The organism is Halorubrum amylolyticum (assembly GCF_004114995.1).
GTDB lineage: Archaea > Halobacteriota > Halobacteria > Halobacteriales > Haloferacaceae > Halorubrum > Halorubrum amylolyticum.
In genome coordinates, this window is record NZ_SDJP01000022.1 from 30,262 (window position 1) to 55,038 (window position 24,777).

26 protein-coding genes and 2 pseudogenes are annotated in these 24,777 nt (G+C 60.7%); 13 read left to right on the forward strand and 15 right to left on the reverse strand.

Features of this window, described 5'->3' with window-relative positions; all coding sequences use genetic code 11:
* Position 1: 1 nt before the first annotated feature.
* A complete protein-coding gene (locus tag ESO89_RS13740; protein WP_206731765.1) occupies positions 2-1,249 on the reverse strand; it encodes a hypothetical protein in 1,248 nt (415 codons plus the stop codon).
* Complete coding sequence (locus ESO89_RS13745; protein WP_128906063.1) at positions 1,230-2,588, reverse strand: heme-copper oxidase family protein; 1,359 nt, start codon at positions 2,586-2,588, stop codon at positions 1,230-1,232. Before ESO89_RS13745 ends, ESO89_RS13740 begins: the two co-directional genes overlap by 20 nt.
* A 207-nt stretch (positions 2,589-2,795) precedes the next feature.
* Between ESO89_RS13745 and ESO89_RS13750 the strand changes: the two genes are divergently transcribed.
* Entirely contained in the window at positions 2,796-5,321 is a 2,526-nt protein-coding gene (locus ESO89_RS13750) for a heavy metal translocating P-type ATPase (RefSeq protein ID WP_128906041.1), read from the forward strand.
* 93 nt (positions 5,322-5,414) lie between these two features.
* Here the strand turns inward: ESO89_RS13750 and ESO89_RS13755 are convergent, their stop codons facing one another.
* The 5 genes from ESO89_RS13755 to ESO89_RS13770 all read right to left on the reverse strand — a co-directional run bounded on the left by ESO89_RS13755 (position 5,415) and on the right by ESO89_RS13770 (position 10,015).
* On the reverse strand, positions 5,415-6,104 hold the full coding sequence (locus tag ESO89_RS13755) for a hypothetical protein (protein ID WP_128906042.1): 690 nt from the start codon (positions 6,102-6,104) through the stop codon (positions 5,415-5,417).
* Between the two features lie 47 nt (positions 6,105-6,151).
* Positions 6,152-7,876 carry a cytochrome c oxidase subunit I gene (locus tag ESO89_RS13760; protein ID WP_128906043.1) on the reverse strand — a complete coding sequence of 575 codons (1,725 nt, stop codon included), beginning with the start codon at positions 7,874-7,876 and terminating at the stop codon, positions 6,152-6,154.
* 1 nt (position 7,877) lies between these two features.
* Positions 7,878-8,420: a cupredoxin domain-containing protein gene (locus ESO89_RS13765; RefSeq protein WP_128906044.1), complete on the reverse strand. Its 543-nt coding sequence runs from the start codon at positions 8,418-8,420 to the stop codon at positions 7,878-7,880.
* 7 nt (positions 8,421-8,427) lie between these two features.
* Positions 8,428-8,583: a hypothetical protein gene (locus tag ESO89_RS18605; protein WP_164932801.1), complete on the reverse strand. Its 156-nt coding sequence runs from the start codon at positions 8,581-8,583 to the stop codon at positions 8,428-8,430.
* Positions 8,584-8,653: 70 nt separating this feature from the next.
* The gene (locus ESO89_RS13770) at positions 8,654-10,015 is read right to left on the reverse strand and encodes a heme o synthase (RefSeq protein WP_128906045.1); all 1,362 of its coding nucleotides are present in this window, start codon (positions 10,013-10,015) and stop codon (positions 8,654-8,656) included.
* A gap of 88 nt (positions 10,016-10,103) precedes the next feature.
* Between ESO89_RS13770 and ESO89_RS19405 the strand changes: the two genes are divergently transcribed.
* The 9 genes from ESO89_RS19405 to ESO89_RS13820 all read left to right on the forward strand — a co-directional run bounded on the left by ESO89_RS19405 (position 10,104) and on the right by ESO89_RS13820 (position 17,136).
* Positions 10,104-10,586: a metal-dependent transcriptional regulator gene (locus tag ESO89_RS19405; RefSeq protein ID WP_128906046.1), complete on the forward strand. Its 483-nt coding sequence runs from the start codon at positions 10,104-10,106 to the stop codon at positions 10,584-10,586.
* A gap of 69 nt (positions 10,587-10,655) precedes the next feature.
* Positions 10,656-10,889, forward strand: a complete 234-nt coding sequence (locus ESO89_RS13780; RefSeq protein ID WP_128906047.1) for a DUF2249 domain-containing protein — start codon at positions 10,656-10,658, stop codon at positions 10,887-10,889.
* Between the two features lie 125 nt (positions 10,890-11,014).
* Positions 11,015-11,494: a redoxin domain-containing protein gene (locus ESO89_RS13785; RefSeq protein ID WP_128906048.1), complete on the forward strand. Its 480-nt coding sequence runs from the start codon at positions 11,015-11,017 to the stop codon at positions 11,492-11,494.
* Positions 11,495-11,569: 75 nt separating this feature from the next.
* A complete protein-coding gene (locus tag ESO89_RS13790) occupies positions 11,570-11,923 on the forward strand; it encodes a glutamyl-tRNA reductase (RefSeq protein WP_128906049.1) in 354 nt (117 codons plus the stop codon).
* Between the two features lie 225 nt (positions 11,924-12,148).
* On the forward strand, positions 12,149-13,219 hold the full coding sequence (gene nirK / locus ESO89_RS13795) for a copper-containing nitrite reductase (protein WP_206731766.1): 1,071 nt from the start codon (positions 12,149-12,151) through the stop codon (positions 13,217-13,219).
* Between the two features lie 210 nt (positions 13,220-13,429).
* Positions 13,430-15,268 carry a multicopper oxidase family protein gene (locus tag ESO89_RS13800; protein ID WP_128906051.1) on the forward strand — a complete coding sequence of 613 codons (1,839 nt, stop codon included), beginning with the start codon at positions 13,430-13,432 and terminating at the stop codon, positions 15,266-15,268.
* 186 nt (positions 15,269-15,454) lie between these two features.
* A complete protein-coding gene (locus tag ESO89_RS13805) occupies positions 15,455-15,835 on the forward strand; it encodes a cupin domain-containing protein (RefSeq protein ID WP_128906052.1) in 381 nt (126 codons plus the stop codon).
* Positions 15,832-16,137: a cupin domain-containing protein gene (locus ESO89_RS13810; RefSeq protein WP_128906053.1), complete on the forward strand. Its 306-nt coding sequence runs from the start codon at positions 15,832-15,834 to the stop codon at positions 16,135-16,137. Before ESO89_RS13805 ends, ESO89_RS13810 begins: the two co-directional genes overlap by 4 nt.
* A 327-nt stretch (positions 16,138-16,464) precedes the next feature.
* Positions 16,465-17,136 (forward strand): helix-turn-helix domain-containing protein, encoded by a 672-nt coding sequence (locus ESO89_RS13820; RefSeq protein ID WP_128906054.1) that lies wholly within the window; start codon positions 16,465-16,467, stop codon positions 17,134-17,136.
* 9 nt (positions 17,137-17,145) lie between these two features.
* Here ESO89_RS13820 and ESO89_RS19520 read toward each other — a convergent pair.
* The 4 genes and pseudogenes from ESO89_RS19520 to ESO89_RS13840 form a co-directional block, all read right to left on the reverse strand.
* Positions 17,146-17,449: pseudogene (locus ESO89_RS19520) on the reverse strand (IS6 family transposase); the annotation flags it as partial.
* A gap of 286 nt (positions 17,450-17,735) precedes the next feature.
* A complete protein-coding gene (locus ESO89_RS13830) occupies positions 17,736-18,251 on the reverse strand; it encodes a halocyanin domain-containing protein (protein ID WP_128906055.1) in 516 nt (171 codons plus the stop codon).
* Between the two features lie 132 nt (positions 18,252-18,383).
* Positions 18,384-18,584, reverse strand: a pseudogene (locus tag ESO89_RS19410) (DUF2249 domain-containing protein); the annotation flags it as partial.
* A 335-nt stretch (positions 18,585-18,919) separates the two neighbouring features.
* Positions 18,920-20,137, reverse strand: a complete 1,218-nt coding sequence (locus ESO89_RS13840; protein WP_128906056.1) for a hypothetical protein — start codon at positions 20,135-20,137, stop codon at positions 18,920-18,922.
* 544 nt (positions 20,138-20,681) lie between these two features.
* On the opposite strand from ESO89_RS13840, the gene ESO89_RS13850 reads away from it, so the two are divergent.
* Together ESO89_RS13850 and ESO89_RS13855 are read left to right on the forward strand one after the other, a co-directional pair.
* Entirely contained in the window at positions 20,682-21,353 is a 672-nt protein-coding gene (locus tag ESO89_RS13850; RefSeq protein ID WP_128906058.1) for a helix-turn-helix domain-containing protein, read from the forward strand.
* Between the two features lie 134 nt (positions 21,354-21,487).
* Positions 21,488-21,829, forward strand: coding sequence for a CGCGG family putative rSAM-modified RiPP protein (locus tag ESO89_RS13855; protein ID WP_128906059.1), 342 nt, complete (start codon positions 21,488-21,490; stop codon positions 21,827-21,829).
* A gap of 50 nt (positions 21,830-21,879) precedes the next feature.
* Here the strand turns inward: ESO89_RS13855 and ESO89_RS13860 are convergent, their stop codons facing one another.
* On the reverse strand, positions 21,880-22,245 hold the full coding sequence (locus tag ESO89_RS13860; RefSeq protein WP_206731767.1) for a group I truncated hemoglobin: 366 nt from the start codon (positions 22,243-22,245) through the stop codon (positions 21,880-21,882).
* 163 nt (positions 22,246-22,408) lie between these two features.
* On the opposite strand from ESO89_RS13860, the gene ESO89_RS13865 reads away from it, so the two are divergent.
* The gene (locus ESO89_RS13865; RefSeq protein ID WP_128906060.1) at positions 22,409-23,593 is read left to right on the forward strand and encodes a tellurite resistance/C4-dicarboxylate transporter family protein; all 1,185 of its coding nucleotides are present in this window, start codon (positions 22,409-22,411) and stop codon (positions 23,591-23,593) included.
* Here the strand turns inward: ESO89_RS13865 and ESO89_RS13870 are convergent.
* From ESO89_RS13870 to ESO89_RS13880, 3 genes are all read right to left on the reverse strand, one after another.
* The gene (locus ESO89_RS13870; RefSeq protein WP_233139251.1) at positions 23,550-23,894 is read right to left on the reverse strand and encodes a plastocyanin/azurin family copper-binding protein; all 345 of its coding nucleotides are present in this window, start codon (positions 23,892-23,894) and stop codon (positions 23,550-23,552) included. The genes ESO89_RS13865 and ESO89_RS13870 overlap by 44 nt on opposite strands.
* 106 nt (positions 23,895-24,000) lie before the next feature.
* Positions 24,001-24,282, reverse strand: a complete 282-nt coding sequence (locus tag ESO89_RS13875) for a helix-turn-helix transcriptional regulator (RefSeq protein WP_095638116.1) — start codon at positions 24,280-24,282, stop codon at positions 24,001-24,003.
* A gap of 155 nt (positions 24,283-24,437) precedes the next feature.
* Positions 24,438-24,671, reverse strand: coding sequence for a hypothetical protein (locus ESO89_RS13880; RefSeq protein WP_095638115.1), 234 nt, complete (start codon positions 24,669-24,671; stop codon positions 24,438-24,440).
* Positions 24,672-24,777: the final 106 nt, after the last annotated feature.

Here is a 24,777-nt window from a genome sequence, read left to right on the forward strand (position 1 = left end):
ATCAACCGTTCACAAACCGGCGTCCGAGGAGGTAGCCACATCCGATCGCCCCGATTACGGACCCGAGAATTCCGATCACGCGTACCGGTTCGTACTGAAGAGCAACTCCCACCGATTGTACCGCGACGCCGGCCCCGAGCACCCCGATCGTCGCACGGGCCGTTTGTGGGTTCGCTCCCCTGAACTGACCGCCGGTAATTGGGAAGAATAGGTACGCGTATCCGACGATTGTGAGCGGAAAGAACCCGGCTAGGATGAGCGTTCGATGGACGGCAAGCGACATCGGGTTCCCAAATCCGAACGCCACCGGAACTACCGACACGACGGCGGTCCCTCCCGCGATCGCACCGAGTGCGATCCCCGATATGCCGACCCGTCTGCGATTCGTTTTCAGAACGACAAGCAGTACGAGGCCCACATACCCGAGCATTGCGAGTGTCGCGAATACGCCGCCGACCCGGAACCACGGATCGATCCAGAGGAACGTTCCCAGAAAGGCCGGTGCGATGGCTCCAGCCATGAGCACGAGCCAGACGACGGCGCGAGGTAGCGAGACGTGGAAAAAAGCCGTCAGCAGCCGCGTGCCGAGCGCGTAGATTAGCAGCGTTGCGAACCCGGTAAGGTAGTAGTGGGTGACCTGTGCTACAGTGACCGTCCCGATCCCCCGCGAGACGTCGGTCACGAAGAAGGCAACTGTTCCGACGACGAGATAGCCGACGGCAACCGGTATCATCGCTGTGGCAAGTCGGGTCGTGCGTTGGGATCGTCCACTTTCTCCAAGTGTCCCAGCTACTGTACTGACCGCCGTCGGACCGACAGTCGCCAGCAACGACCCAACGAAAATGAGGACACCGGTCGTCCAGAGCGTCACACCAAGGGGCCTCAGGAGAATCCCCGCCGTAACGAACTGATCCGCCACGAGAAGAGTGACACCGACATAGGCGAGCCCGAAGTGAATCCCGGCGAGTCGCTGATCGACGAGCGTCTCGCCGACGTACGAGGGGAGCAAAAGGTACGCCATCCCGAACACCATCGGACAGACGAAGCCGAACACGCTGATCAGGACGGCGACCTCATCTGCCCCACCGAGAAAGGCGAGAAGCGAGCCCACGAACGACCCGACGCTCGCCACCGTGAAGCGTTGTGTCCACGTCCGCAGTCCAGTTGATCCCGTGTTCATGAGTGTTGTCAGAAGCTCAGGACGATCTCCGGGCTTTCTGCTGGCAAATCTAATCGTCGGCCGCCTCATCAAGATCGCGCGCTCGGCGCGGCGAGAATGAACCCAACACGATCCGATCGATTGAGTGCGGGCTGTGACGGACCAACACGAGGATCATGTTGGACACGAACACCACGACACCGACGCCCACCAGCAGTCCGCCGAGGAGCGCCGGCGTGCCGGGGAGTTCCAGGAGGTCTGCGCTCACGATCAGCGCGCTTCCGGTCCCGAGGAGTAGCCCGTCGATCGCGGCGATCCGGTCGTCGTAGAGGTCGTCGATCATCGGGACGTCCTCTAATCCTAACAGATCGCTGTACCGGTTGACCCAGATGACGAAGGGAATGATGTGATAGAGCGTTCCCACGACGACGAACCCGATCGCTCCCAACAACAGCAGATGGCCGGCGTTCGCCGCGCCGAGCAGATGCTCACGCGTCAACGGATCAGATATCCACGCGGGTACTGTGACGGCGATCCACAGCGCGAGTGCGCCGGCTGCCACCATGTACCGTGTGTGCATCGGGGTCCGCTCAACCTGCATCTCGTACAGTTTGCGTGCCAAAACGAGACAGAACACCGACGCGGCGAGCAGGATCAACAGACCGCCGACCCGCGCAGTAGGGGCATGAGCCACGAGCCGACCGACCGCGAGCACGACCACGCCGATGGGATGCGCGATCTCCTCGATGGACCGAAGCCGGTGATCGATCCCGTGTAGTTCCGTCTGCGTGAACATTGTCCCGAGCTGGTATAGCGCGCCGTACACCGTCGTGAGCACGGCGCCGAAGACCGCGAGGGTCGCGTGAGCCCCAACAACCCCGGACCGGCTGACGCCGACCCGCGAGAACGTCGGCACCGTGAAATCGATTGCGAGGAGAACGCCGAGCGCGGTCAACAGGAGGAAAAAGCCGAGTGCGCCGATAAAGTGTCGTTCGGTGACATCGTACTCCTCGACGGTGGCGAGCGTTCGGATGATGTTGTACACGAACACCCAGAAGCCGACGAGCATGAGCGCTGCGAACGGGATCAGCCACGCCGTCTTGACCAGCAGAAACGCGACGATGAACCCGGAGAGACCGGCGACGACCAGCCCCAGCTGCAAATTCGCGAGTCGTCGCGAGTGGAGGGTCGCTCCCGACCAGACGGGCACGAACTGCGTCATCGCCCCCATGATCGTAATACAGATCCAGCCGGCTAACAGGAGGTGGACGTGAGCGAGCCGGCCCAGTCCCGGGACGGCGTTCAGGTGTAAGCCGATCCCGACCCCGATACCCGCTACGAGAAAGGCGAGCCCGACGACGAAATGTCGTAACGGGACCGTCATCGGGGGCTGTTGGTCCGTTTCGATGTTACCCGGAATCGCGCCCATGGGATCGGGTACGGGCTCCGCACCCCTGACAGTACCACCGAAGATGTTCCCCTTCTCCTGACCGCGGTCCTCCCCGTATTCGGATGGACGTGACAACTACCACGGTTCGGTCGGGTACCAGAGCGAACTTGTCTCAATAGAACGCGACGTCTGTACCCGAACACGTTCGCGGATAGCGACTCCCGGGTCGCCGGACAATCACGATCGATGGCTGATTGCCGCCTCTGTGATCTCCCGACTCCGGACTCACCTATCAGGGCTGCCGATATCGATGGGGAGTTCTGTTGTCGCGGCTGCTTGGAGGTGGCCCGTCGCCTTGACGACTTGGAGCGCATGACGGATGCGGGCGGGGTCGGGACGGACTCAGGGCCGGTGAGAGATTCGACGACCGAAAGCCCCGGATCAGCAACTGAGACGGCACGTCCGTCGGGCGCCACCGAGGCCTATCTGGCGGTCGACGGGATGCACTGTACGACCTGCGAGGCGTTTCTCGGACTACGCGGTGACGACCAAGCCGGCATCCACACCGTGGAAGCGAACTACGGCACCGAGACCGCCCGCGTCGTCTACGATCCGGGGGAGATCCAACGGCCTGCCCTCCCGGAGGCGCTCTCCGGTTACGGCTACACCCTCCGATTTCGAGACGCGATATCGGCAGACAACGATGCGGCCGCCGGTGACTCCCGCACGTCCTCGCGGAACGATCGGTCGGTCGAGCGACTCGTCGTCGGCGGCTTCCTCGCGATGCTGATCATGCCGTGGTACGTCCTCTCGCTGTACCCGAGGTATCTCGGTGTGGAGACGAACGTCCTCGCAATCGATACGACCACGGCGGTCGGGTGGTACCTTCCGCTGGCGTTCATCGCGCTCCTCACGACCGTGCTGTTAGCGTACACGGGCGCGCCGCTCCTCCGAGGTGCGTACGTAAGTGTTCGAGCACGTCGGCCGAACATGGACCTCCTCGTTGCGGTTGCCGCGCTGTCAGCGTACGCGTACAGTACCCTCGCGCTCGCGACCGGCGGCACGCACCTGTACTACGACGTCACCGTCGCCGTCGTGATGGTCGTCTCGCTCGGTCGGTACTACGAGCGACGAGTCCGATCGCAGGCGACCGATCTCCTCGAGACCGTCACGGCCGCTCGCGTCGAAACGGCCACGCGGATCACCGAAACCGGATCGGAAACCGTCCCGATCGGGGAGCTGGAACCGGACGATCGGGTTCGGGTCGCACCGGGCGAACGCGTGCCGATCGACGGCACCGTGATAGAGGGAACCACCGACGTCGACGAGTCCGTGATCACCGGGGAATCGCTCCCGGTGCACAAGCAACCCGGTGAGACCGTAATCGGCGGTGCGACCCTTCTCGGCGATATCGGTCGAGCCGACAAGGGGGAAGCCGAGGGGAACGGGCTGGCCGGTGCGATCGTGATACGGGTCGGTGAGGACGCGGAGAGCACCGCGGATCGCCTCGCCGCCGCGCTCTGGGAGGTCCAGACCGCCACTCCGGGGATCCAGCGGTTCGTCGATAGGCTCGCGACGGCCTTCGTCCCGGTCGTGCTCACACTCGGGCTGCTCGTCGCCGGCTGGCAACTCGCGACCGGGGGTACAGTCGCCGCCGCGATGCTCGCCGGACTGACCGTTCTCGTCGTCTCGTGTCCGTGCGCGATGGGACTCGCGACGCCGCTCGCTGTCTCCGGGGGGTTGCGCGACGCGCTCGACCGCGGCGTGGTCGTCACAGACGCCTCGATGTTCGAGGTTGCACAGGAGGCGGAGACGGTTGTGTTCGATAAAACTGGGACGCTCACCGCCGGAGAGATGCGCGTCAGCGCGACGTACGGCGACGCCCGGACGCTCCGGCGTGCCGCCGCGGTCGAACGCCGTGCCGATCATCCGGTCGCGGACGCGATTCGGGAGGCGGCTGCCGACGATCGGCCGACCGACGTCCACGCCACTGAGGCGCCGATAGTCGAATCGTTCACCTATCACCCAGGTTCCGGGGTCTCTGGATTGCTCGTCGAGGAAGCTCCCGACAGATCGGGTCCTCAATCGAGTGGGACACGCGTCGTCGTAGGGACCGCCGCGCTCGTCGAACGGGAGTGTGGGCCGGTCCCCGAAGAACTACGGGAGGACGTCGACGCCATCTCGGAACAGGGTACGCTACCGATCGTAGTGGGATGGAACGGCGCGGCCCGTGGGGTGATTGCCGTCGAGGACCGCGAACGAACGGGCTGGACGACGACGCTGGAAGCGTTCGCCGACCGAGAGGTGGTCGTCTTGACCGGCGACAAGGGCCCTCGTGCCGATCGGTTCCGGGACCATTCCGCGGTGGACGAGGTCTTCGCTGGCGTGCCGCCAGATGGAAAGCTCGAGGCGCTCCGCGGGTTCGCGTCCGCCGGCCCCACCGTGATGGTCGGCGACGGAACCAACGACGCGCCGGCGCTCGCGGCGGCCGACCTCGGGATCGCGATGGGCGACGGGACGGCTCGCGCCATCGAGGCTGCAGACGTCGTGATCGCCGACGAGGACCTCCGAGCGGTCGAGATCGTCTTCGACCTCGCGGCTGGGACACGGCGGCGCATCCGTGAGAACGTGGCCTGGGCGCTGTGTTACAACGCGGTGGCCATTCCGCTGGCGGTCCTCGGAGCACTCAACCCCTTCTACGCCGCGCTGGCAATGGCCGCAAGCAGCGGCGTCGTCGTGACGAACTCGACGCGCTCGGTGCTGCGGGATTAAATCGAACTACGGCCGTCTGATGTCGGATCGGGCCGAATCGCGGCCGTTCGATGCTTGACTCGGCCGCCGCGACGTGCTGTTTCGACCCGCCCATCAGACGGTCCGAATGAACCGCCGAAGGGTTTCGCCGTCCGAGTCGCGAAGCTCGATCACGAACTGTGGCCCGGAGGGGCCGTCGGAGAGCGACTTGCGGGGCGCCGAGACGCTGTACGGCGGCTCGTCGCTGCTGTCGATCTCCTCACCTCCAGTAAGAAGGACGACGTGGTCGACGCCCTCGGCGGTCTCGAGCTCACAGGTGATCGGATCGCCATCCGTCTCACAGACGATGTCAGCGGTCACGTCGCCGCCGTCGGTTCCGAATCCGGACGAGAAGTCGAACAACATCACACCCGGCGCGAGCGTCCCCACGACCGCGACGATCACGAGGAACGTCGTGAAGTTGATCTTCGACCCGTGGCGAACTATCTGCCGTATTGCGGGGTTCTCCGCGGTGCGCCGCAGCCGGATTACGGCCGGCACGACGAGCAGGTGGGTGAGCGGTCCCCACGCGATCAGGACGAACCCGTAGGCGATCGCGTACCGGAGCGCGATCGCGTCAGTCCAGTAGGCCGTCAGGACGTTCCCGCCCATCCACAGGAAGAGCCCGAGGAAAACGAGCGCGCCGCTCTTGAGCCAGCGCCAGACGGGCGTGTTGGAGTAGTAGACGCTCAGAAAGTCCCGCCAGGCCCGGCGAACGATACCGCCGAGTCGCGTCCGAGGATTCGTTCGAGAGGTGTCGGTCATTCTTTGGGGTCGGACAGTGGTTGGTCGGTAGTTCGGGCGGTCGGCGGCTACGCGCCGATCGCCCACAGCTGGGTCAGCAGATACCAGTTCAACACGTAGACAGCCGCGAACACGCCGAGGAAGATTAGACAGAGCGTGAAGGTTCCGCGGAGTTCCACCGCGTGAACGGGCTCTCCGCCGTCGGCGTGGAGTCCGCCCTCCGGCAGCATTCCGCCGTCGTCGCCGGCGGGGAGTTGCCGGCCGAACAGCAGCGAGCCGACCGAGACGATGACGAACAGAACCCCGGAGAGGATCGCCAGCAGCGCGAAGATCCCGAAGATCATGAATATCGGAATCGCGGCCGAGAGGTTGAACTCCGAGCCGGGGATGTTCCGGACCACTTCGGCGGTCCGGCGCGGCACGCCGTAGAGGATCCCGGCGTACATCAACATCAGCGTGGCGACGCTCATCGCGGCCCCGTAGGCGTACGGGATCGCGGTCGCCAGCGTGTCCGAAACGAAGTCCCGGCGGAACATCGTTTTAATCACGAAAAGAACGAGCCCGAAGAACGCGAGCGTTGTCCCGAGCGCGACGGTGGCGTGGAAGTGGCCCACCGTCGCAAGGGTGTTGTGCCAGGTCATGTTCACCTGGATCTGGCCCATCACGACGCCGGTGATCCCGCCGAGGAAGCCGAAGAGGATGATGCTGAAAACCGTCGCAGCGAAGACAGGGTTCCGCCACGGCGCGGAGGTGAGCCAGCCGAAGAGCCCGCCGCCCTGCCCCCGACGTCGGCGGCCGGCCTCGATCCCGGCCGGGATCGCGAACGCGTGAATCATGCTCGCGAAGGCCGCGCCGTAGAAAGCGTAGGAGGTGTTCCAGATCCGCCACCCGGCGGAGACGCCGGGGTCAACGAGCAGGTGATGGGCTGCCCCCAGATTGATGAAAAAGAGATAGAGAATGAACGCTGTCCTGGAGACTTTTTCGGAGACGACGACGGCACCCCCCACGACGTGGGTGAGGAAGTACCACACCGTGATCATCGCGAGCAAGTTGATCTGTTGGGTCCCGTGGCCGACGATCCAGTAGAGCTGCCGGTAGATCCCTGGATCTACCGAGGCGATGAGGTCGACACGCCAGGCGAGCGCGTACGCGAACGCGGCGATCCCGCCGAGAATCGCTTCGACGGCGATGATCCCGGTGACGAACGCGCCGAACGCGACGAGCGGGAGCGTTCGTCGGCTGTCGCGGGTCTCCATCCAAATCGTCGCGAAGAACGGGAGCGCCGCGATCGTGGCCCCGAGCAGGAAGACGATCGCCGTGCCGTAGAACCACGGCGTGACAGGGAGTGGGACGTACGCCGTCAAAAGCGGTGCTTCGTTCGGTGCCTCGGACAGCCAGATGGAGGCGTTCACACCGATCGCGCCGGCGATCATGGTGAGCCACCCGACGGTCGCAAGCCGCCGAAGCGGGAGCTTCCGACCGAGCACCATTGGGCCGCCGACGTAGAGGACGGCGATCTCCATGAACACCATCCAGAAGATGAGCAGGTTCCACGCGTGTATGCTCAGGTGCGTGTAGTAGCTGCTCGGATCGAGCAGCCCGATGAACTCCCAGCGCGTCATCGCGACGGAGAAGGCGAAGCTCCCGCCGACAGCGAGCGCGATCACCGCGGTCAGCCCGAAGAGCTTCACGTAGTTCTCCACGGACCGATGGACGTCGAGTCCGGTCACCGAGCACGTCCGGAAGCCGTCCGCGTCGTAGTCGTTCCCGAACAGGGAGGTGCTCACCGACATACTATTCCTCCACCACGGTGAAGCGACCATGCATCGTTCGGTGTCCCTGTCCACAGAACTCGTTACAGATGACGTGGTAGGTGCCCGCTTCGTCGAAGGTCATCGGAATCACCCACTCAGAGCCGGGAAACACCTGGAGGTTGATCTGCTTGTTCAGGTTCTCTTCCGGCCTGACCGAGAAACCGTGTTGGACGTCGTAGGCACCGAGATGGATGTCGTACTCCCGTCCTACCTCAAGGACCGCTGGAAGCCCGTCCCAGTTGAATCGCATCGCCCCGATGTACACGTCGTCATTGGGTGGGATCAGTCCGTCTTCGGTCTCTTCGGCAGCCTCTTTGTATTCGCCGACGCGTTCTTGGTACCGATCTGGATCGACGTCGTACGTCGTACCGATCGGGTTTTGGTCCCCAAACTGAGTGAAGCCGGCCATCCACGTGAAGATGCCGAGCGACCACGCACCTACAAGTCCCAGCCAGACGCTTTCCCGGCGGTTTATCGGAGAGTTCCACCAATCGTCGTCCGGATCATCAAGCGGATCACTCATACGAAAGTCACCTCACGGGTACCGAGAGGAGGTCGAGGAGTCCCCAGCCGACGTACGCCACGAGGAAAAACACCACTGCGGCCGCAGCCAGTAGCCAGATGCGATTGTATAGGCGTTGCATCGCCGGAACATCACCGCTGTCGTGTGTCGGTTCGTTGCTCATTGGTCACTCACGTGGCCTGATACACAGATGATCATGCTGAGTGTTCTCACGCACATGTTCGCTGCCGAATTCACAGCGCAAACGTTTCGACGAGAATCGCCACGAGAACGGCGCCGAGGAAAACGTTCGAGGCGTAGAAGCTTCGATAGGCAGCGGCCCGTTCGTCGTCGGATCCTCGTTGATCGATATCGTATTGTTTGACGACGCTTCGAACGAATAGCGCTCCGAACACCGTCGTGGTGAGCGCGTAGAGGACACCTAGGTCAGTCGTGGCCCCCAATAGCACCGCAGCGATCAGCGTGACTCCGAGCCAAGCAAGAATCCGCTGGCGCGCGGTCCGTACACCGGCCACGACCGGTAACATCGGATACTCCGCTCGAGCGTAGTCCTCACGGTGGGCGATCGCGAGATTGTAGAAGTGTGCCGGGGTCCAACAGCAGACGACGAGCGCGAGGAGAACGGCAGAGAGGCCGATGCTCCCGGTCACGGCGGCGTACCCGATCAACGCGGGCAGCGCCCCGGATCCGCCGCCGATGACGGTGTTCCACCGGGTTGTCGGCTTCAACAGAACCGTGTAGACGTACGCGTAATAGACGATCGCTGCCGCCGTGAGCGCGGCCGTGAGCATGTTCACAAAAACGACCAGCATCGCCATCGAAACGATGCCAAGAGCGACGCCGAAGCCGATCGCACGTTGAACGCCGACCCGATCGGTCGCGATCGGCCGATCCGAAGTCCGTCTCATTTTCCGATCGCGGTCACGCTCGTACACGTGATTGAATGTCCCCGCCGCACCGATAGCGAGGATCCCACCTCCGAGCGTCACAACAACGGTCACGCCGCTCAGTTTGGCGCCGGTCGCGACAGCGAGGCCCATTCCCGCCAGCGCAAGCAGGCACAACAGCCACATCAACCGGGGCTTGGTCAACTCGAGATACGCCCGAACCCGGTCGCGAACCTGGTCCGAACCGTTTTCGGGTGCTGGTGGGTGAATGTCCTCGGTAGACGCGATCGGTGGCACGTGGTCGTCTGGCCCGTTTAGAGAATCGTCACTGGATGGTACGCCCGCGGTCGTCTCCACTCTGATCACGAGTGTCACGAGGAGGACAGTGAACACCGCGATTCCGCCCAGCAGGTGGAGTCCACCGTCGAACGGCACCATTTCGGTTTGCCCCGCGAGTCCGATCCCGGCTTGTACCAAATACGTGATCAACACGGCGATCGTTCCGATGCGGACCCCGCGCGAGGTCGCCGTTTGGTGCGCAAGAAGGGTCGTGACGGTGAGCAGAATCCCAACAGCCACGGCGGAGGCGTGGTGAACGAAGACGACTGCGGAGCCGACGCCCGTCGCGGCGGTCGCTCCAAGTGCAACGAGCAGGTACGTCCCCACGACTGACCAGATCAAAAGCGCCGTCAGCCGTGATCGATCCATACGCTCCAGTCACACTCGATCCCCGCGTTCCTTATGCCGAACATATTCGGAGGTACTTTCATCCCCAGAACGTGTCGAACGCACGATAATGACTCGTGAGTACTCCCAGGCCGCCGTCTGCGACTGCGCGCGGCCCACCGCCTGCGTCGATCAGAACGGGGGGCTGTATCTTGTCGCAATCAGGCGCATCGGTACTGGCCGCGACGGTCGGGTTCGTACCGGTGAGGTGAGCGATCGCCTCGACGTCGCACCGCCAAGCGTGACGGAAATGTTCGACCGACTCGCCGCGGCTGGATTCCTTCGATACGAGAAACGAACGGGAGTCGTTCTCACTGACCGAGGGAGAGAAGTCGCGCTGGAATTGGAACGGCGCCAGTGTGTCGTCCGAACGTTCTTCCGCTGTCGAACGGGGTTCGACATGCCCCTTGAAGTGGGCTACCGAATCGGATACATCCTTCCGGACGGCGCGATCGATCGCCTCGGGGTTCTCGTCGACGAGACGCCGACCACGTGCTCTGTGACTCCGTCGACTGGAGTCGAACAGTGTCCCTTCTCAGAAACCGGGTGTTGACTCTCACCATCGATGAATCCCGAATACGTTCGGGGGAACACGCACCTCCTCACCGAGGCACACACAGATATGGCCACTGAGCGACCTGAGGCCGGTCGGCACCTGGACGTCCGAGATATCGATGGCGAACCGTTCGGAGACATCATGGCCGAGCTCGAAGCGCTCCCCGACGACGAGACGCTACTGTTGATCAACAGCTTCGAACCGGAGCCGTTGTATGAGGTCCTCGAAGAACGCAGCTTTCAGTACGAAACGACGTCTGACGGGGCCGACGTGTGGTATATCGAGATCCGACACGAGTGACCTAATTTCGAGAAATCTGTCGATTCCCAACATGACCGCTTTAGAACCGGTACCCACGTGGATTCGATTCTCTCCGAACATGTTCGTGTAAAGCTTATCCTTTGGCAAACAAGAAATGTATCCTGATGGTTCAACGTTCAGATACTGCACCGCTGTTCACCGCGACGCGTGGAACGAGTGATCACGAGACGTTCGAATTGGAAGACCACCTGGGTGAAGGACCGACTGTGCTCGCGTTTTTCCCGGGCGCGTTCACGCCGCCGTGTACGAATGAAATGGTCGCGCTTCAAGACAATCTCGAAGCCTTCCGAGAGGCCGGAGCGACGGTCTTCGGCGTGAGCGCCGATTCACCGTTCTCTCAGGGTGCCTTCCGCGACGAACACGGAATCGAGTTCGATCTCGTTAGCGACATGAGCGGTGACGTGATCCAGCAGTACGGCCTTGAGATCGATATCGAAGAGCTCGGACTGTACGGGATCGCGAACCGAGCAGTCTTCATACTCGATGAGACGGGGACGGTGACGTATCGCTGGGTCGCAGACGATCCAACAAATGAGCCGGATTACGAGGAACTGCTCGAGGCCGTGAAGACGGCAACCGAGTAGAGCGATCCACTACGACAGACAGATCCTTGCTCATGATCGCGTAATTCTCCTTCCAAGGGTACTCTGGATTTAACTATGACCTCTGAACGGCATAACACGGAACGGCGGCGAAATCGTCGCGACAACGTATCTGATACTGAGATCGACGCCCGCCGCGTCCGGAGACGGTTACAACATCATACGGCACGGATCGAACGCCGTGAGGTCGGCAAGGCGCTCTCCAAACTCGAGACGCAGGATGGCCTCACCGACGAACAACGGCAAACCGTCCGGCTGCTCGGGGACACTCTCTCTCGGCGGCTAATTGCGAACTTTGAGTCACCACTGAACGAACGTACTCAAAACAAGCAAGCAACTGCCCGCGCTGTCGCACGACTGTTTAATCTCATTCCAGAAAGCCATTTTGACAATAAGTGCAAGCAGCCGTGATACGTTCATCTTCGTGTGGCCCGGGTGTGTTCATGGACCACGGCTCGAGAATCACTTCCGTTTGATTCCGTACTCACCATTCTTATTAAGTATTTAAGGCCCCGTATATGGTGGTAGATAGTCGTTTTAACCCCGATATTAGGGAATAGTATATATTATATATGTCACTAGGGCGCCTCTGCTGAGATGGGAAGCATCATGTCACAAGACCTCAGCAGGCGGAAGATGGTTGCAGCACTCGGGATCGGAGCGGTCGGCGCCGTGGCCGGCTGTATCGGCGCGCCGGTGAACGCGGAGACACCGCCATCGGAGGACGCGAACGAGGAAGTCGTCCCTGAACTGGACCCCGCACGCGAGATCGATGTCAACCGGATTGCAGCGGACCCGACAGACGTGCCGGCCCCCGTCGACTGGGACGAGCCGCGCGAACACGACATCACCCTTCGCACGAAGGAAGCCGTCGCGGAAATCGAGCCCGGAGTCACGTTCAAGTACATGACGTTCGAGGGGCAGGTCCCCGGGCCGATGATCCGGGTCCGCCGGGGCGACACCGTAAACCTCCGATTCGAGGTGCCAGCCGACGACAACAGCGACATCCACAACGTCGACTTCCACGCCGTGTACGGTCCGGGCGGCGGAGCCGTCGACACAACGTTGGTACCCGGCGACGACGCCGCGGAACTGAGCTTCCGCGCCGCGTTCCCCGGTCTATTCACCTACCACTGCGCGGTGCCGGCGATGGACCACCACGTCAGCTCCGGCATGTTCGGCGCAATCCTCGTCGAGCCCGAAGAGGGACTGCCGGCGGTGGACCGCGAGCTCTACCTCGGCCAGCACGAGCTGTACACGACGGGTGACCTCGGCGAGAAGGGCCACCACGCCTTCGACCACGGCGCGATGCTCGCCGAGGATCCGACGTACGTCGTGTTCAACGGCGAACACCACGGCTTCACGAAGGATCGGCGCGGCGCGATCGGCGCCGAGGTGGGCGAGACCGTTCGCGTGTTCTTCGTGAACGGCGGCCCGAACCAGTCCAGCTCGTGGCACCCGATCGGCAACGTCTGGTCGCGGCTGTACCGCGACGGCGACCTTGTCTCCCCGCCAGCGCGATACGTCGAGACCACCCCGGTTGCGCCCGGCACGGCGACCGTCGGCGAGATGGAACTCGCGGTCCCGGGCCCGATCAAGATTGTCGACCACGCGCTCTCACGGGCCGGACGCCGCGGCGCACTCGCGGTCGTCAACGTCGAGGGCGAATCGAATCCGGACGTATACGTTCCCGGATCCGACGAGTAGGGTCGGATAAGTCGTTGGGTTTTGTTTCCAAGAAGCTTGTCCGGTGTCTTGATTCAGGACGGTCGAATGAAGAGGATATTCGTGGGCTCAGTTGTCAACAGAGGATTTTTGACTCTGACATCCCGTCTTTGTCGGCGAACATGTTCGGGCGGATCCTCATTAAATGAGGTTTGTCCGATCCCCTATTTGTATGAACCGGCTAGCGCGTACATGGTTGGTGATAAGGCTGAACGCTCCCAAAATGATGTTGCACGGCGGCGATTTCTCGCAGCCGTGGGTATCACCGGTACCGCGGCGTTCGCGGGCTGTTCCGCAAAAAGTATCGGCGCTCCGGTAGCTGCGGACGACTCAGAAGACGCCGAAGAAGTGTCCGACGGGACCCATTCCTCACCGGATCTTGAACGATGGGTCGATGAGGTACCTCGTCCGGGTGTCATCGAACCGAGCGGAACGAAAGATGGCCAACCTCATTACGAAGTGGAAATGGCCGAGATCGAACAGAAGCTCCACCGCGACCTTCCGCCGACGACTCTGTGGGGCTACGGCGGGCAGTTTCCCGGGCCGACGATCGAAGCCGAACAGGGCAAACCGATCTACGTTCGGTGGCAGAATCACCTCCCAGACGAGCACCTGCTCCCGGAGGATCCGACGATCCACGGCGATATTATCCCGTACGACGAGCCGGGCGCCCGCGTCGTTCCGCACCTCCACGGTGGCAACGTCGAACACGAGAGCGACGGGAAACCGCAGGCGTGGTTCACCCGCGACTTCGAGCAGACGGGCCCCGACTTCGAGAAGAAGGACTACTACTACGCGAACGACCAGCCGCCCGCAACACTGTGGTACCACGACCACTCGCTCGGTATCACACGCCTGAACGTCTACGCCGGCCTCGCGGGGTTCTATCTGCTCCGGAACGATCACGAACGAGAGCTCGATCTCCCGACAGGCGACAACGAAATCCCGCTCGTGTTACAGGACCGGAGTTTCAACGAGGACGGCTCGTTATACTACCCAACAGACGTCCCGGCAACAGAAGAGGATGAAACCGATCCACGTCCCGACCCAAGCATTGTTCCGCAGTTCTACGGCGACACGTCGACGGTCAACGGGAAGGCGTGGCCCCGACTGTCCGTCGATCCCGAACAGTATCGGTTCCGCCTGCTCAACGGGGCCAACAGCCGATACTACAACCTCAAGCTGCTCGAATACGACGAGGAATCGGGGGATACGGGCGATGCGGGCCCGTCGTTCGTCCAGATCGGGAATGACGGCGGCTTCCTCTCGGAGCCCGTCGAGACCACCGACCGCCTCGAACTCGGATCGAGTCAACGGGCGGACGTCGTCGTCGACTTCAGCGAGTACGCGGGCGAGACCCTGCTCCTACATAATAACGCCCCTGCGAAGTATCGCGGGACGAGCGGAATCGGGCCGGACGACTCCGAACCCCTCCCGGAGATCATGCTTATCGACGTGGCAGCCGCGGAGAGCGAGCAGGAGCCAACGCAACTCCCAGACGAACTGACGCAGGTTCCCGAGGTTCCGATCGAGTCCGTCGACACCGAACGCTTCCTCACGCTCGCCCGACAAACGGACGAGTACGATCGCCCCCTCTACGTACTCGGGACTCGCAACGAAAAGACCGGGTACGAACTCACGGACCCGGTCACCGAGACTCCGACGCTTGGGGACACCGAGATCTGGAGTCTCGCCAACTTCACGGGGATGTCCCACCCGATACATCTCCACCTCGTTCACTTCCAGGTGTTGGGACGGCAGTCGGCTGCTGATTACGATCCCGCCGAAGACGACATCGATCTGGACGCGCTCGACGCCCCCGAATCGTACGAACTCGGGTGGAACGACGTGGTCACCGTCGACCCAGGTAATGTGGTGCACGTGATCGCACACTTCGGGGAGTTCAAGGGGCTGTTCTCCGATCAGACAGGCGATTACATGTGGCATTGTCACATGATCGAACACGAGGACCACGACATGATGCGACCGTTCAAGGTTCGATCGCCCGATGACGGGGGTGGAAGCGAGTAGTCGTCGACGGGGGCCGATCTGACGGGAACATGTTCGTCCCAACCCTGTTGTTGATCCGTGCCACACGTTGAGACGCATGAATTTAGGCAGACCTAAAAATCATCGGGCGGGCAAGTCGTCTATCGCCGGCGCCCGAGCGGCGGTCCGGACAAACGATCGCGTCGCCTGCCGAACGGGTGATTCGGTATGACGGCCGTTGACTTCGACGCGGAACGGACGTACGACGACGAGAAATTCTCGACAGTCGAAGTGTTTCGGAGCGACCAGATGAAAGTCGTCTGCGGCTATTTCGAACCGGGACAGTTTATTCCGGTTCACGCTCCATCAAGTGACGTGGTGATCGATGTCCGTTCCGGCACCGGGCTCATCCGCGACGGGGATGCGGAACACCGCGTCGAACCAGGAGATGTCGTGACCGTCGGAGCGGACACCGACCGCGGTGTCAAGGCCGATGACAACTCGCGGCTCGAAGCGCTGCTCGTCACCGCTCCACCACCGACCGACGCCGAACACGAACCGGTCCGCCGAGGACTCCGAACCGACGAATTCGATCCGACCGATACATGACGACGGTACACACCCTCAATGAACTAGACGGACAGCCTCACGCCAACGTCTTCCCTGACAGAGAACCGAAGACGATCCGACTCACCCTCGGTGCGGGCGGTGAAGTCCCGTCCCATTCACATCCCGACCGAGAGATCGTATTTTATCTTATCAAGGGAAGGATCGAGCTGGAACTCGGAGACGAGACACGCGAGCTGTCAGCGGGCGATGTTGTTCGTTTCGACGGTGATCAGGAGATCGCTCCCCATGCGGTTGAGGAGAGCACTGCCCTAATCATCTTGGCGTCTCGGTCTGACGAGTAGCCAGAAGAGAATGGTACTGCCTCTGGATACAACAGATCACTGTTCGTCGGTCGATTTTGTGCGGACGTAGTACGGCCCTTCCCAATTTTGATCTCACTCTGGCGCCGCAGGATGGGATCACAACTGATTCGCTTCGTATGATTCGTCTGGGAACACGGCTCCCTCCTCGTCAGTCCCATCTTTCCAGAGCACTTCGAACGTTACTGGGCCCCGGCTTTTGGCGGGAATCAGCTGTTTGGCCGTCCCATCGTCTAGGTGGTACTGTCTGTCAACCTTGCCGTGGACGCGAAGACGAATTCATTTCCCCCGTGGCAGCGAATGGTCGGTATGGCACAGGCTCGACTCAACGTTGACCTCCCGGACGGACCGTGGGTTGGTGAGGTTTCACGGGAGTTCCCGGAGGCACGCATCCAAGTACTCAGTGCGACCCCCGGAGACGGTGCGGGGTTCGCGTTGGTGAAGATCACCGCTGACGATATCGACGAGATACTGGACGCGATAGCGGTCCACGACACGATCGAAGAGATCTCGGTGATGGCGTTGAACAACGGTGTCGCCACCGTTCACGTCGAGGCACACGCTCCGCTGTTGATGGCGGCCGCACAGCAGGCCGAGATCCCGATCGAGATGCCTGTCCAGATAGAAAACGGTGTGGCTCGGATCGACATCACTGGCGCCCATGAGCGTATCGCCGACTTCGGGAAGATGCTTCGGGGCGTCGGCGCCGAGTTCAATGTCGCGTACGTTCAACAGCAATTGAACCCCGGCGAATCGCTCACTGAACGGCAGCGAGAACTGTTGTTCGAGGCGGTCGACCATGGTTACTACGACGTGCCACGCACCTGTACGCTAACCGAACTCGCTGGTGAGGTCGGGATCGCAAAATCCACGTGTAGTGAGGCCCTTCAGCGCGTCGAACGAACGATCGTTCGGGAGTTCGTCGACGATCTTCCTCGAAAGCAGATCGAATTCGACTCCAGCGCGGGTACCGATGCGTAGGGCGTCAATCTCAACAGCGCCGTACAGCCAGAATTTCTGGCCGTGGAGGCGGATCATCTTCTCGTCAACCGCGAGTTGATCCTCGGAGACGGTCGAGATCGGCTGTAGATCGGCTTTATGAACAGTTGTGAATAGCAACGTGACTCCGTTTGATCCCATATTGTTCAAGAAATTTACTCACCTCTCGAAGTGACATACCCGTCAAGTGACAGCAAATTCTCTCTTCAATCGCCCAGCGCGGGGTTCGGTCTCGCTCCATAAACGACAAGTCGATCCAGGCGATCTCTTCGTTGAGGCGTTCGATTTCGGCCATAAGCACTCTGAAGTCGAACGCCTCATCCTCTAGCTTTACGCGAACGTCCGATCCGCCCCAAAGACTAGACCAGCCCGTACTGGTGGTGTGAACGCTGACGCTCATCGGAATGTCACGGGCGCTTAGACGGATGTGGCTCACCAATGATCTGACGGAGAAATTGGCCCGGGAGTCCGTGTGACGGACGCTATCTCGGGTAGAAGTGAACGGTCACCCGACAGACTCGTAGTGTCTTCGCCGCTGGAAATTATAGGATAGGAACTCGTCATTCAGGGCGGAGAGTAGATCACTCTACGTGAATGGCGCCCAACATCCCGACGGCCTCATGCGGCGTACAGACGTACGTATAGGTGCCTGATTCCTCGAACGTGTATTCGAAAGTATGACCCTCCTCGCCGACGGTCTCACTTTCGAAATCACCGTCGGACCCAGACACGTTGTGGCTGCCACCCTCACCCGTCCACTCCCAGATAACGGTCGTTCCGGACGACACCGCGACCGCCGCAGGGCCGAACGCAAGCCCCTCTCCGGCGCCGACCTCGACAGTCACCGAGTCGGAACTGGTCATGTCGACCGTCTGCTCGTAGTTGTTGGCGTCTTCGAGGAAGCCGCCGTAGTCCGGCTCCTCGGAGAGGAACTCTTGGCTGCCGCTGCCGCCGTCGGAGCCGTCACTCCCATCGCTACCGTCGGAACCGTCACTCCCGTCGCCGCTGCTGCCGCCACAGCCGGCGAGCGCGGTGGTCACGCCAAGCGCAGCAGTCGTCCGAACGAACGATCGCCGGTCGAGTGTCCGTTGAGTCATACGGTTTGATGAAGGAGAGTGGAAGGGATATCTTAGACGGGAATTCCTGTACAGTGGGAAAACACGAAATATTCGGTGGGCTATATAAAAAGGAACGGTGGAAGCGAAGGTACTCACTGTCCGAGGAGTGGGTCAGTCGCCTCGGGCTGCCCAGATCACCGTAACCACACTCTCGTCGGTCTCGACGGTGTCGTACATGTAGCCGCGGTCCACGAACTTCGGGAACAGAAACTGCGGAGCCCGGTCGTTATACTGGATAAAGACGGCCTCCCTCGGAAGGTCTGCGGGCAATTCGAGTGTCTGGCGAAGCGACTCCGGCGGGCCTTGTCGACGTTCCGACCGGCTTCCTGCACTTCGGTACGTCATCCCAGACATCGACGCGGCACGTGACGACCTACGCGAGTCTGGCGTCGCCTTCCTCATGGAACCGACGACGTTCGGCGACCTGCGGATCGATTTCCTGAGAGACGCCGACGTCGTCCGTGTCGAACTCATCGAGCACCGATAGCGTCGATACTCGCGGATCAGTCGCCGCCGTGACCGTATTGTACGTACAGGCCGAATGCCATCATGGTAAAGAGACCAGGGCCGGTGGCGCCGGTCAGCAGTCGCTAGAATCATATTATTTGGAAATGACAATTTCATACGGGCCAAGTTGACTGATAAGATCATGTCGATCGTGCTCTGAACACACTCGCGATGAGGTACGCGTACCCAAACGCACCGCAGAGCGTGAGCCAACGACCGAGAGTGATTGCTTGTGTCGAAAGCAACGCCATCGCGGGATTGAGGACGGCGATCACACCGGCACCGAGGACCTCGATCCCGAGTCCGAAAGCGAGCGCAGCGATCGCTACGCTCGCGGAACGGTTCGACGACCCGGGAAACGCACCCAGCCGCGGTGGATAGAACTGAAACGATGTTCCGACGATCATCAGGCCGAGAAAGCCGAGCAAGTTGACCCGGAGGTGGGTCTCGATCAACGCTGGAGACGTGCCGCCGACCGCGAAGAGACCGCCCAAAAGGACGCCGATGACGCCGAACGTCGTGCTTGGGAGAAGGGCGTACAATCCGATTCGGCGTTTGTCGGACTGGAACCACATTCTGAAGACGATAAGCGCGAAGCTGACCATCGCGATCACCATCAGAGCGGCACCGAGTGGGAGCAATCGTTTGTCGACGAACCCGCCGGCGATGATCCCGGGGGCAGTCGCGGCAATGGGGAGGACGAGGACAGCCGACGATCGGGTCGGATGTGCGCCGAGCAACCGCGGAAGCAGTCGAAAGCCGAGCGTGACCACGAGCAACGTCGCGGCGCCGGCGGCCAAGAGATGCGTCGCGGCGGCCTGCACGCCGATCAGTGGCGGGAGCGCGCCCGTCTGTCCGGCGACAGTCTCGTAGCTACCGGCGAGGAGATACAGGAGAATGATCGGGACGAAGCGATTCGCGAATCGGTCGAGCGGCCGTCGGTCGGCGTTGTGATCCCCGGTTCCAGTCGTCCCGCGTCGGAGTGGTCCGGCGATCGTCAGTACGATCGATCCGACGAACACGGTGACGCCGACCGTCCAGAGCACACCGCCGAGAACGCCGAGGTCGACACGGAAGCGACGAACGAGAAGCGGGTCGAGCGCGAGACACGCAGTCCCCGTAACGATGAAGGGAAACTGGACCGTCGGGGCGTGTTCGAAAACGAGATCGGCGTCGAAGTACGCCGGCACGAGGGCGTAGGATTTGCCGAAGACGACGTGGAACACGAACCCGAACACACCCAACGCCACCGTCGTGCGTCGCGGGAGGCCGGCGACCGTGGCCACCTGCCAACAACAGAGTGCGATCACCCCGATGAGAACGTATCGACGCGACCAGCGTGAGATTTCAGCGGCCATGGTTCAATTCTGCTATTCTCGAGGTACTTGATCTGCTCTGTCAGTTGCCCGTTACTCGTCGGCAACCGATTTTGTCCGAATGTAGTACGGACCTTCCCAATTTTGGACCCACTCTGGAGCCGCAGGATGGGATCGCAACTGATTCGCTTCGTACGATTCATCCGGGAACACGGTTCCCTCCTCGTCAGTTCCGTCTTCCCAGGGTATTTCGAACGTTACTGGATCCCGATTTTCGGCGGGAGTCAGTTGTTTGTCTGCCCCATCGTCTAGGTGGTACGGTCCGTCGACCCATTCTTGCGGATTGAACGTGACTGCTATCTCTGATTTTGTATTTGTCATGGTAATCGATATTCCGGTGTGTTTTCAGATTTTCGCAGAGAGACCGAAAAGGGATAGGATGACTCTCACTCCGTGGGATACGAAGCGGCACTCATCTCCAAATCCACGTGAGAGTCTCCGTTCACCTCCGATCTGACGAACCGATATCCACTGAGATCGGGGTACGAAGACGAATCCATTTCCCCGGTGACAGCGAATGGTGAATATGGCACAGGCTCGACTCAACGTTGATCTCCCAGACGGACCGTGGGTCGGTGAGATCTCGCGGGAGTTCCCGGAGGCGCGGATCCAGGTACTTAGTGCGACTCCCGGAGACGGCGCGGGGTTCGCGCTCGTGAAGATCACCGCTGACGATATCGATGATATTCTGGACACGATAGCGGTCCACGACACGATCGAGGAAGTCTCGGTGATGGCGTTGAGTGACGGCATCGCGACTGTTCACGTCGAGGCGCATGCACCGTTGTTGATGGCGGCTGCACGCCAAGCCGGTATCCCGATCGAGATGCCAGTCGAGATCGAGAACGGTGTGGCTCGGATCGACATCACCGGCGCCCACGAGCGTATCGCCAACTTCGGGAAGATGCTTCGGGGCGTCGGCGCGGAGTTCGACGTCGAATACGTGCAACAACGGCTGAATCCTGGCGAATCGATCACTGAACGGCAGCGAGAAGTGTTGTTTGAGGCGGTCGACCGCGGCTATTACGACGTGCCACGCACCTGTACGCTAACCGAACTCGCTGACGAGATCGGGATTGCGAAATCCACCTGCAGCGAGGTTCTCCAGCGCGTCGAACGGACGATCGTCCGAGAATTCGTCGACGATCTCCCTCGAAATCCGATCGAGTTCGACCCCGGCGCAAGCACCGATACGTGAATATCATATATTTGTGGTGAACTCGGGATCGAAGGGGATTGTATCCGTGACTTCCGATCTGGCTCCCCGGAATGCGAAACGTAGCAAACATGTTCGTACTGATACGGAGGCGTGGCCGTCTCATACGTATACTCATGTCTGTACGAGACCGGGAATCTGACAGCAAACGTACCGCCGCTGCCTCCGAAACCAACGAGTCGTTACCCGCGTTTCTCGACGAGAATCACGACGCGTCGTGGTCCGCGAACCTCGAAGAGGAACGGTACACTGAGGATCGTGAGACACTGATCGAACACGCGCTCGCGGCCATCAATCGGACGGACGCCGACTACCACGTTAACCTCGTCACGCATTCGAACCACGGAACCCCCGAGGACTACCTAGAAGAGCCGATCCGCGATCATTACCCAGACGCAGAGACGAGCGTCATCGATCAGTGCGGTTGTGGCGGCTACGTGTATCGCGTCCAGCAGTGAGTCACTAATAACGTTTCCCGCGAAGGGTCCCCGACTCGACATACACTCGTTTACTGACCGACGACGTCCGGCTCGAGTGCGCCGACTTCATCGAGGATCGCGTCTATATCATGCTCACTGACATCGTTCCCTCTGAGCGCTTCGGCGAGATATGTTGCCACGCGTCCGAAGGCTTCCCCAGTAATTCCCATTCCCTCGTGAGCGGCCTGCATATCTGCCCCGTCGTATGAAACCGGGCCGCCCGCGACGGCGCTTATGAATTGCACCTGGTGCGCGTACAGCACATCGCGGTCGATATCCTCGAAATACGGCTTGAGAAGTGAATCCGAGAAGACGCGCTCGTAAAAATCAGCTACGACTGATTCGACGGCTTCACGGCCACCAATCCTCGCGTAGATCGTTTGGGTCTGCGTCACTACATTGGAATAATTTTCTGCGCAATAAGACTGCTCCGAAAGAACATGTTCGGGGATATCTTTCGAGAGATCGGTGATTCTACCGCGTAACGGTACTCACTTACGGTCGGAACGACCAACGACGTACGATACGGTGGGATCGGTCCCCACTTGAGGGATAAAAATGACTGAGCCATCGGATACGGACGGTCGGCTCAACTCCGCCGATGGAACGACAATCGCTACCCGTATCGGTGGCGCCCTTGAGGTGCTCGACCCGGCGTACTTCGGGTTCGTCATGTCGACGGGAATCATCTCGATCGCATTCTTAGAGCTGAATGTTCCGATCGTCGCGCGGCCGCTCGCGGTGTTCAACGTCGCCTGTTATGCGCTGTTGCTCGCGGTGTTCGCTGTTAGGACCGCGGTATTCCCTGAGCGTACGCTCGCTGATCTGCGGGACCGAGACCGTCACTGGGGAACGCTAACGTTTATTGTTGCCACGAACACCGTCGGAGTCCAGTTTCTGCTCTTCTTCGACGCATTTGCGGGTGCGATCGCATTGTGGGCCGTGGCCGTTATCGCCACGCCGCCGCTGTTGTACTACCTGTTCGCGACCGAGTTCATCGGCGCGGGTAAGGTTGACGTGAGCGAGCGGATCGACGGCGCCTTCCTGCTGGTGATCGTCTGTATGCAATCGCTCGCGGTCCTCGGTGGGTTGCTCGCTGAACTGCTGGCAGGGTATGGGAACGTAGTCGTCCTGTTGAGCATGAGCTACTTCGGCTCCGGGTATGTCCTCTACTTCGTCGTCGTTACTGTCGTCACCTATCGGCTCCTCGACGGTCCCATCCGCCCCGACGATTGGACCGGCCCGTATTGGATCACGATGGGAGCGGCGGCGATCACGACGCTCGCGGGGACGACGCTCGGCCCGCGGCTGGCGGCGTTCCAGGGCTGGGAACCGTATGCACCAGTGATAGTCGGCGTAACGTTCCTCGCGTGGGCGATCGCCTCTTGGTGGATCCCCCTGCTGCTCGCGATTGACGTCTGGAAGTTCCTCACCGATGGGGTCGACGGCCGACCGCCAATTTGGGTGATTGTGGCCCCGTGGTTGCGGCTCGGATTCGGTAGGGGGGTTCACACGTACTCGCCGACTGCGTGGGGGCGGGTGTTCCCGATGGGGATGTACACGGCGTGTACGCTGAATCTCGCCGGGATTGGAACCTTCGGACTGCTTTCCGTCGTGCCTGTGTACTGGAGTTGGTTTGCGCTGGTGGTGTGGGCGCTGACGCTTGTCGGAATGGCACGGGCACTCGGACGGGTGTTTTTCAGCATCGATCCGACGGAGGAACCGGCTCGGGAGTCCGTGTGACGGACGCTATCTCGGGTAGAAGAGAGCGGTCACCCGATGGTCTCGTAGCGTTTTCGCCGGCTGGAAATAGTAAGGCTAAGACCTCGTCATCAGGGCGGAGAGAAGATAACTCTACGTGAATGGCACCCTTCATGCCGACCACCTCATGCGGTGTACAGACGTACGTATAGGTGCCAGACCATTCGTCTTTAGTTAAGCTTGAGAGTGATACAATTCTCAAAAGTATGCTTGTCAGTATTAGAGGCGGGAGAAGATACAGATGAGACACCAGTACTGGCGAGATCGAGCGATAAGTAACCATCACAAACGCCCTTCTATTGCCGTAGCTGGTGTGGCTAGGCCGTATTTGGGCGAAAACCACGGCTACCGAGTATTACTGATAGTATTAACTAAAGACGGATGGGGTGTCAGTTTGCGTGATCGATGTACTGGTTTTCCCACTCTACTCGGGCCTCGATCTCTCGAGTTCCTCGACGAGTGGTGGTATACTCGTTAGTTCGTCGATCACGCTGACTTTTTTCGACCAGCCCCTTCTCGACAAGTGTGTCGAGATTTGGATACAGCCGCCCGTGATGGATCTCTTTTTCGTAGTAGTCTTCGAGTTCGTCTTTGATTGCGAGCCCGTGTGGGTCCTCAAGCCCGGCAATAACATACAGGAGATCGCGCTGAAAGCCAGTGAGATCGTACATCGTTCGCGTCTCGAGTTATATTCATGAAATACTATCGATTTCTGGTATATCGGAAGTAACGAACCATCTGGGGAAGATCTGTTGTGTTTGGTACAGGCGTGAACTAGCGATAAGAGAGAGAGAAGAGTCTGATAGACAACAGACGTACCAACTCGTCACGAGCGTGGTGGAATCCGAATTTCGTCACCAACCTCATACAGATACCCCTTCAGGAGTAGCTGTTTGATTATATCGCGTCCGTCGGCAGGCTTGATTCCGTGATCTTCGAGGTATGTGATAGCTATCTCACGCGTAAGCGGGTTGGTATCGCCCAGTTCTTCGAGATATGCCTCAAGATGATTGAGGACATTTTCTTCAGCTGGTGCGATGGGCCGCCGCGAATTCGCCATTGCCAGTACCTATAGTAGACGTTAGAAATAGTTGCTCACTTTTGGGATAGAAATTTGGTCAAGAGCGGTATCGATCGCTGTTGTAAGTTCGTCGAGTGAGTCGAAG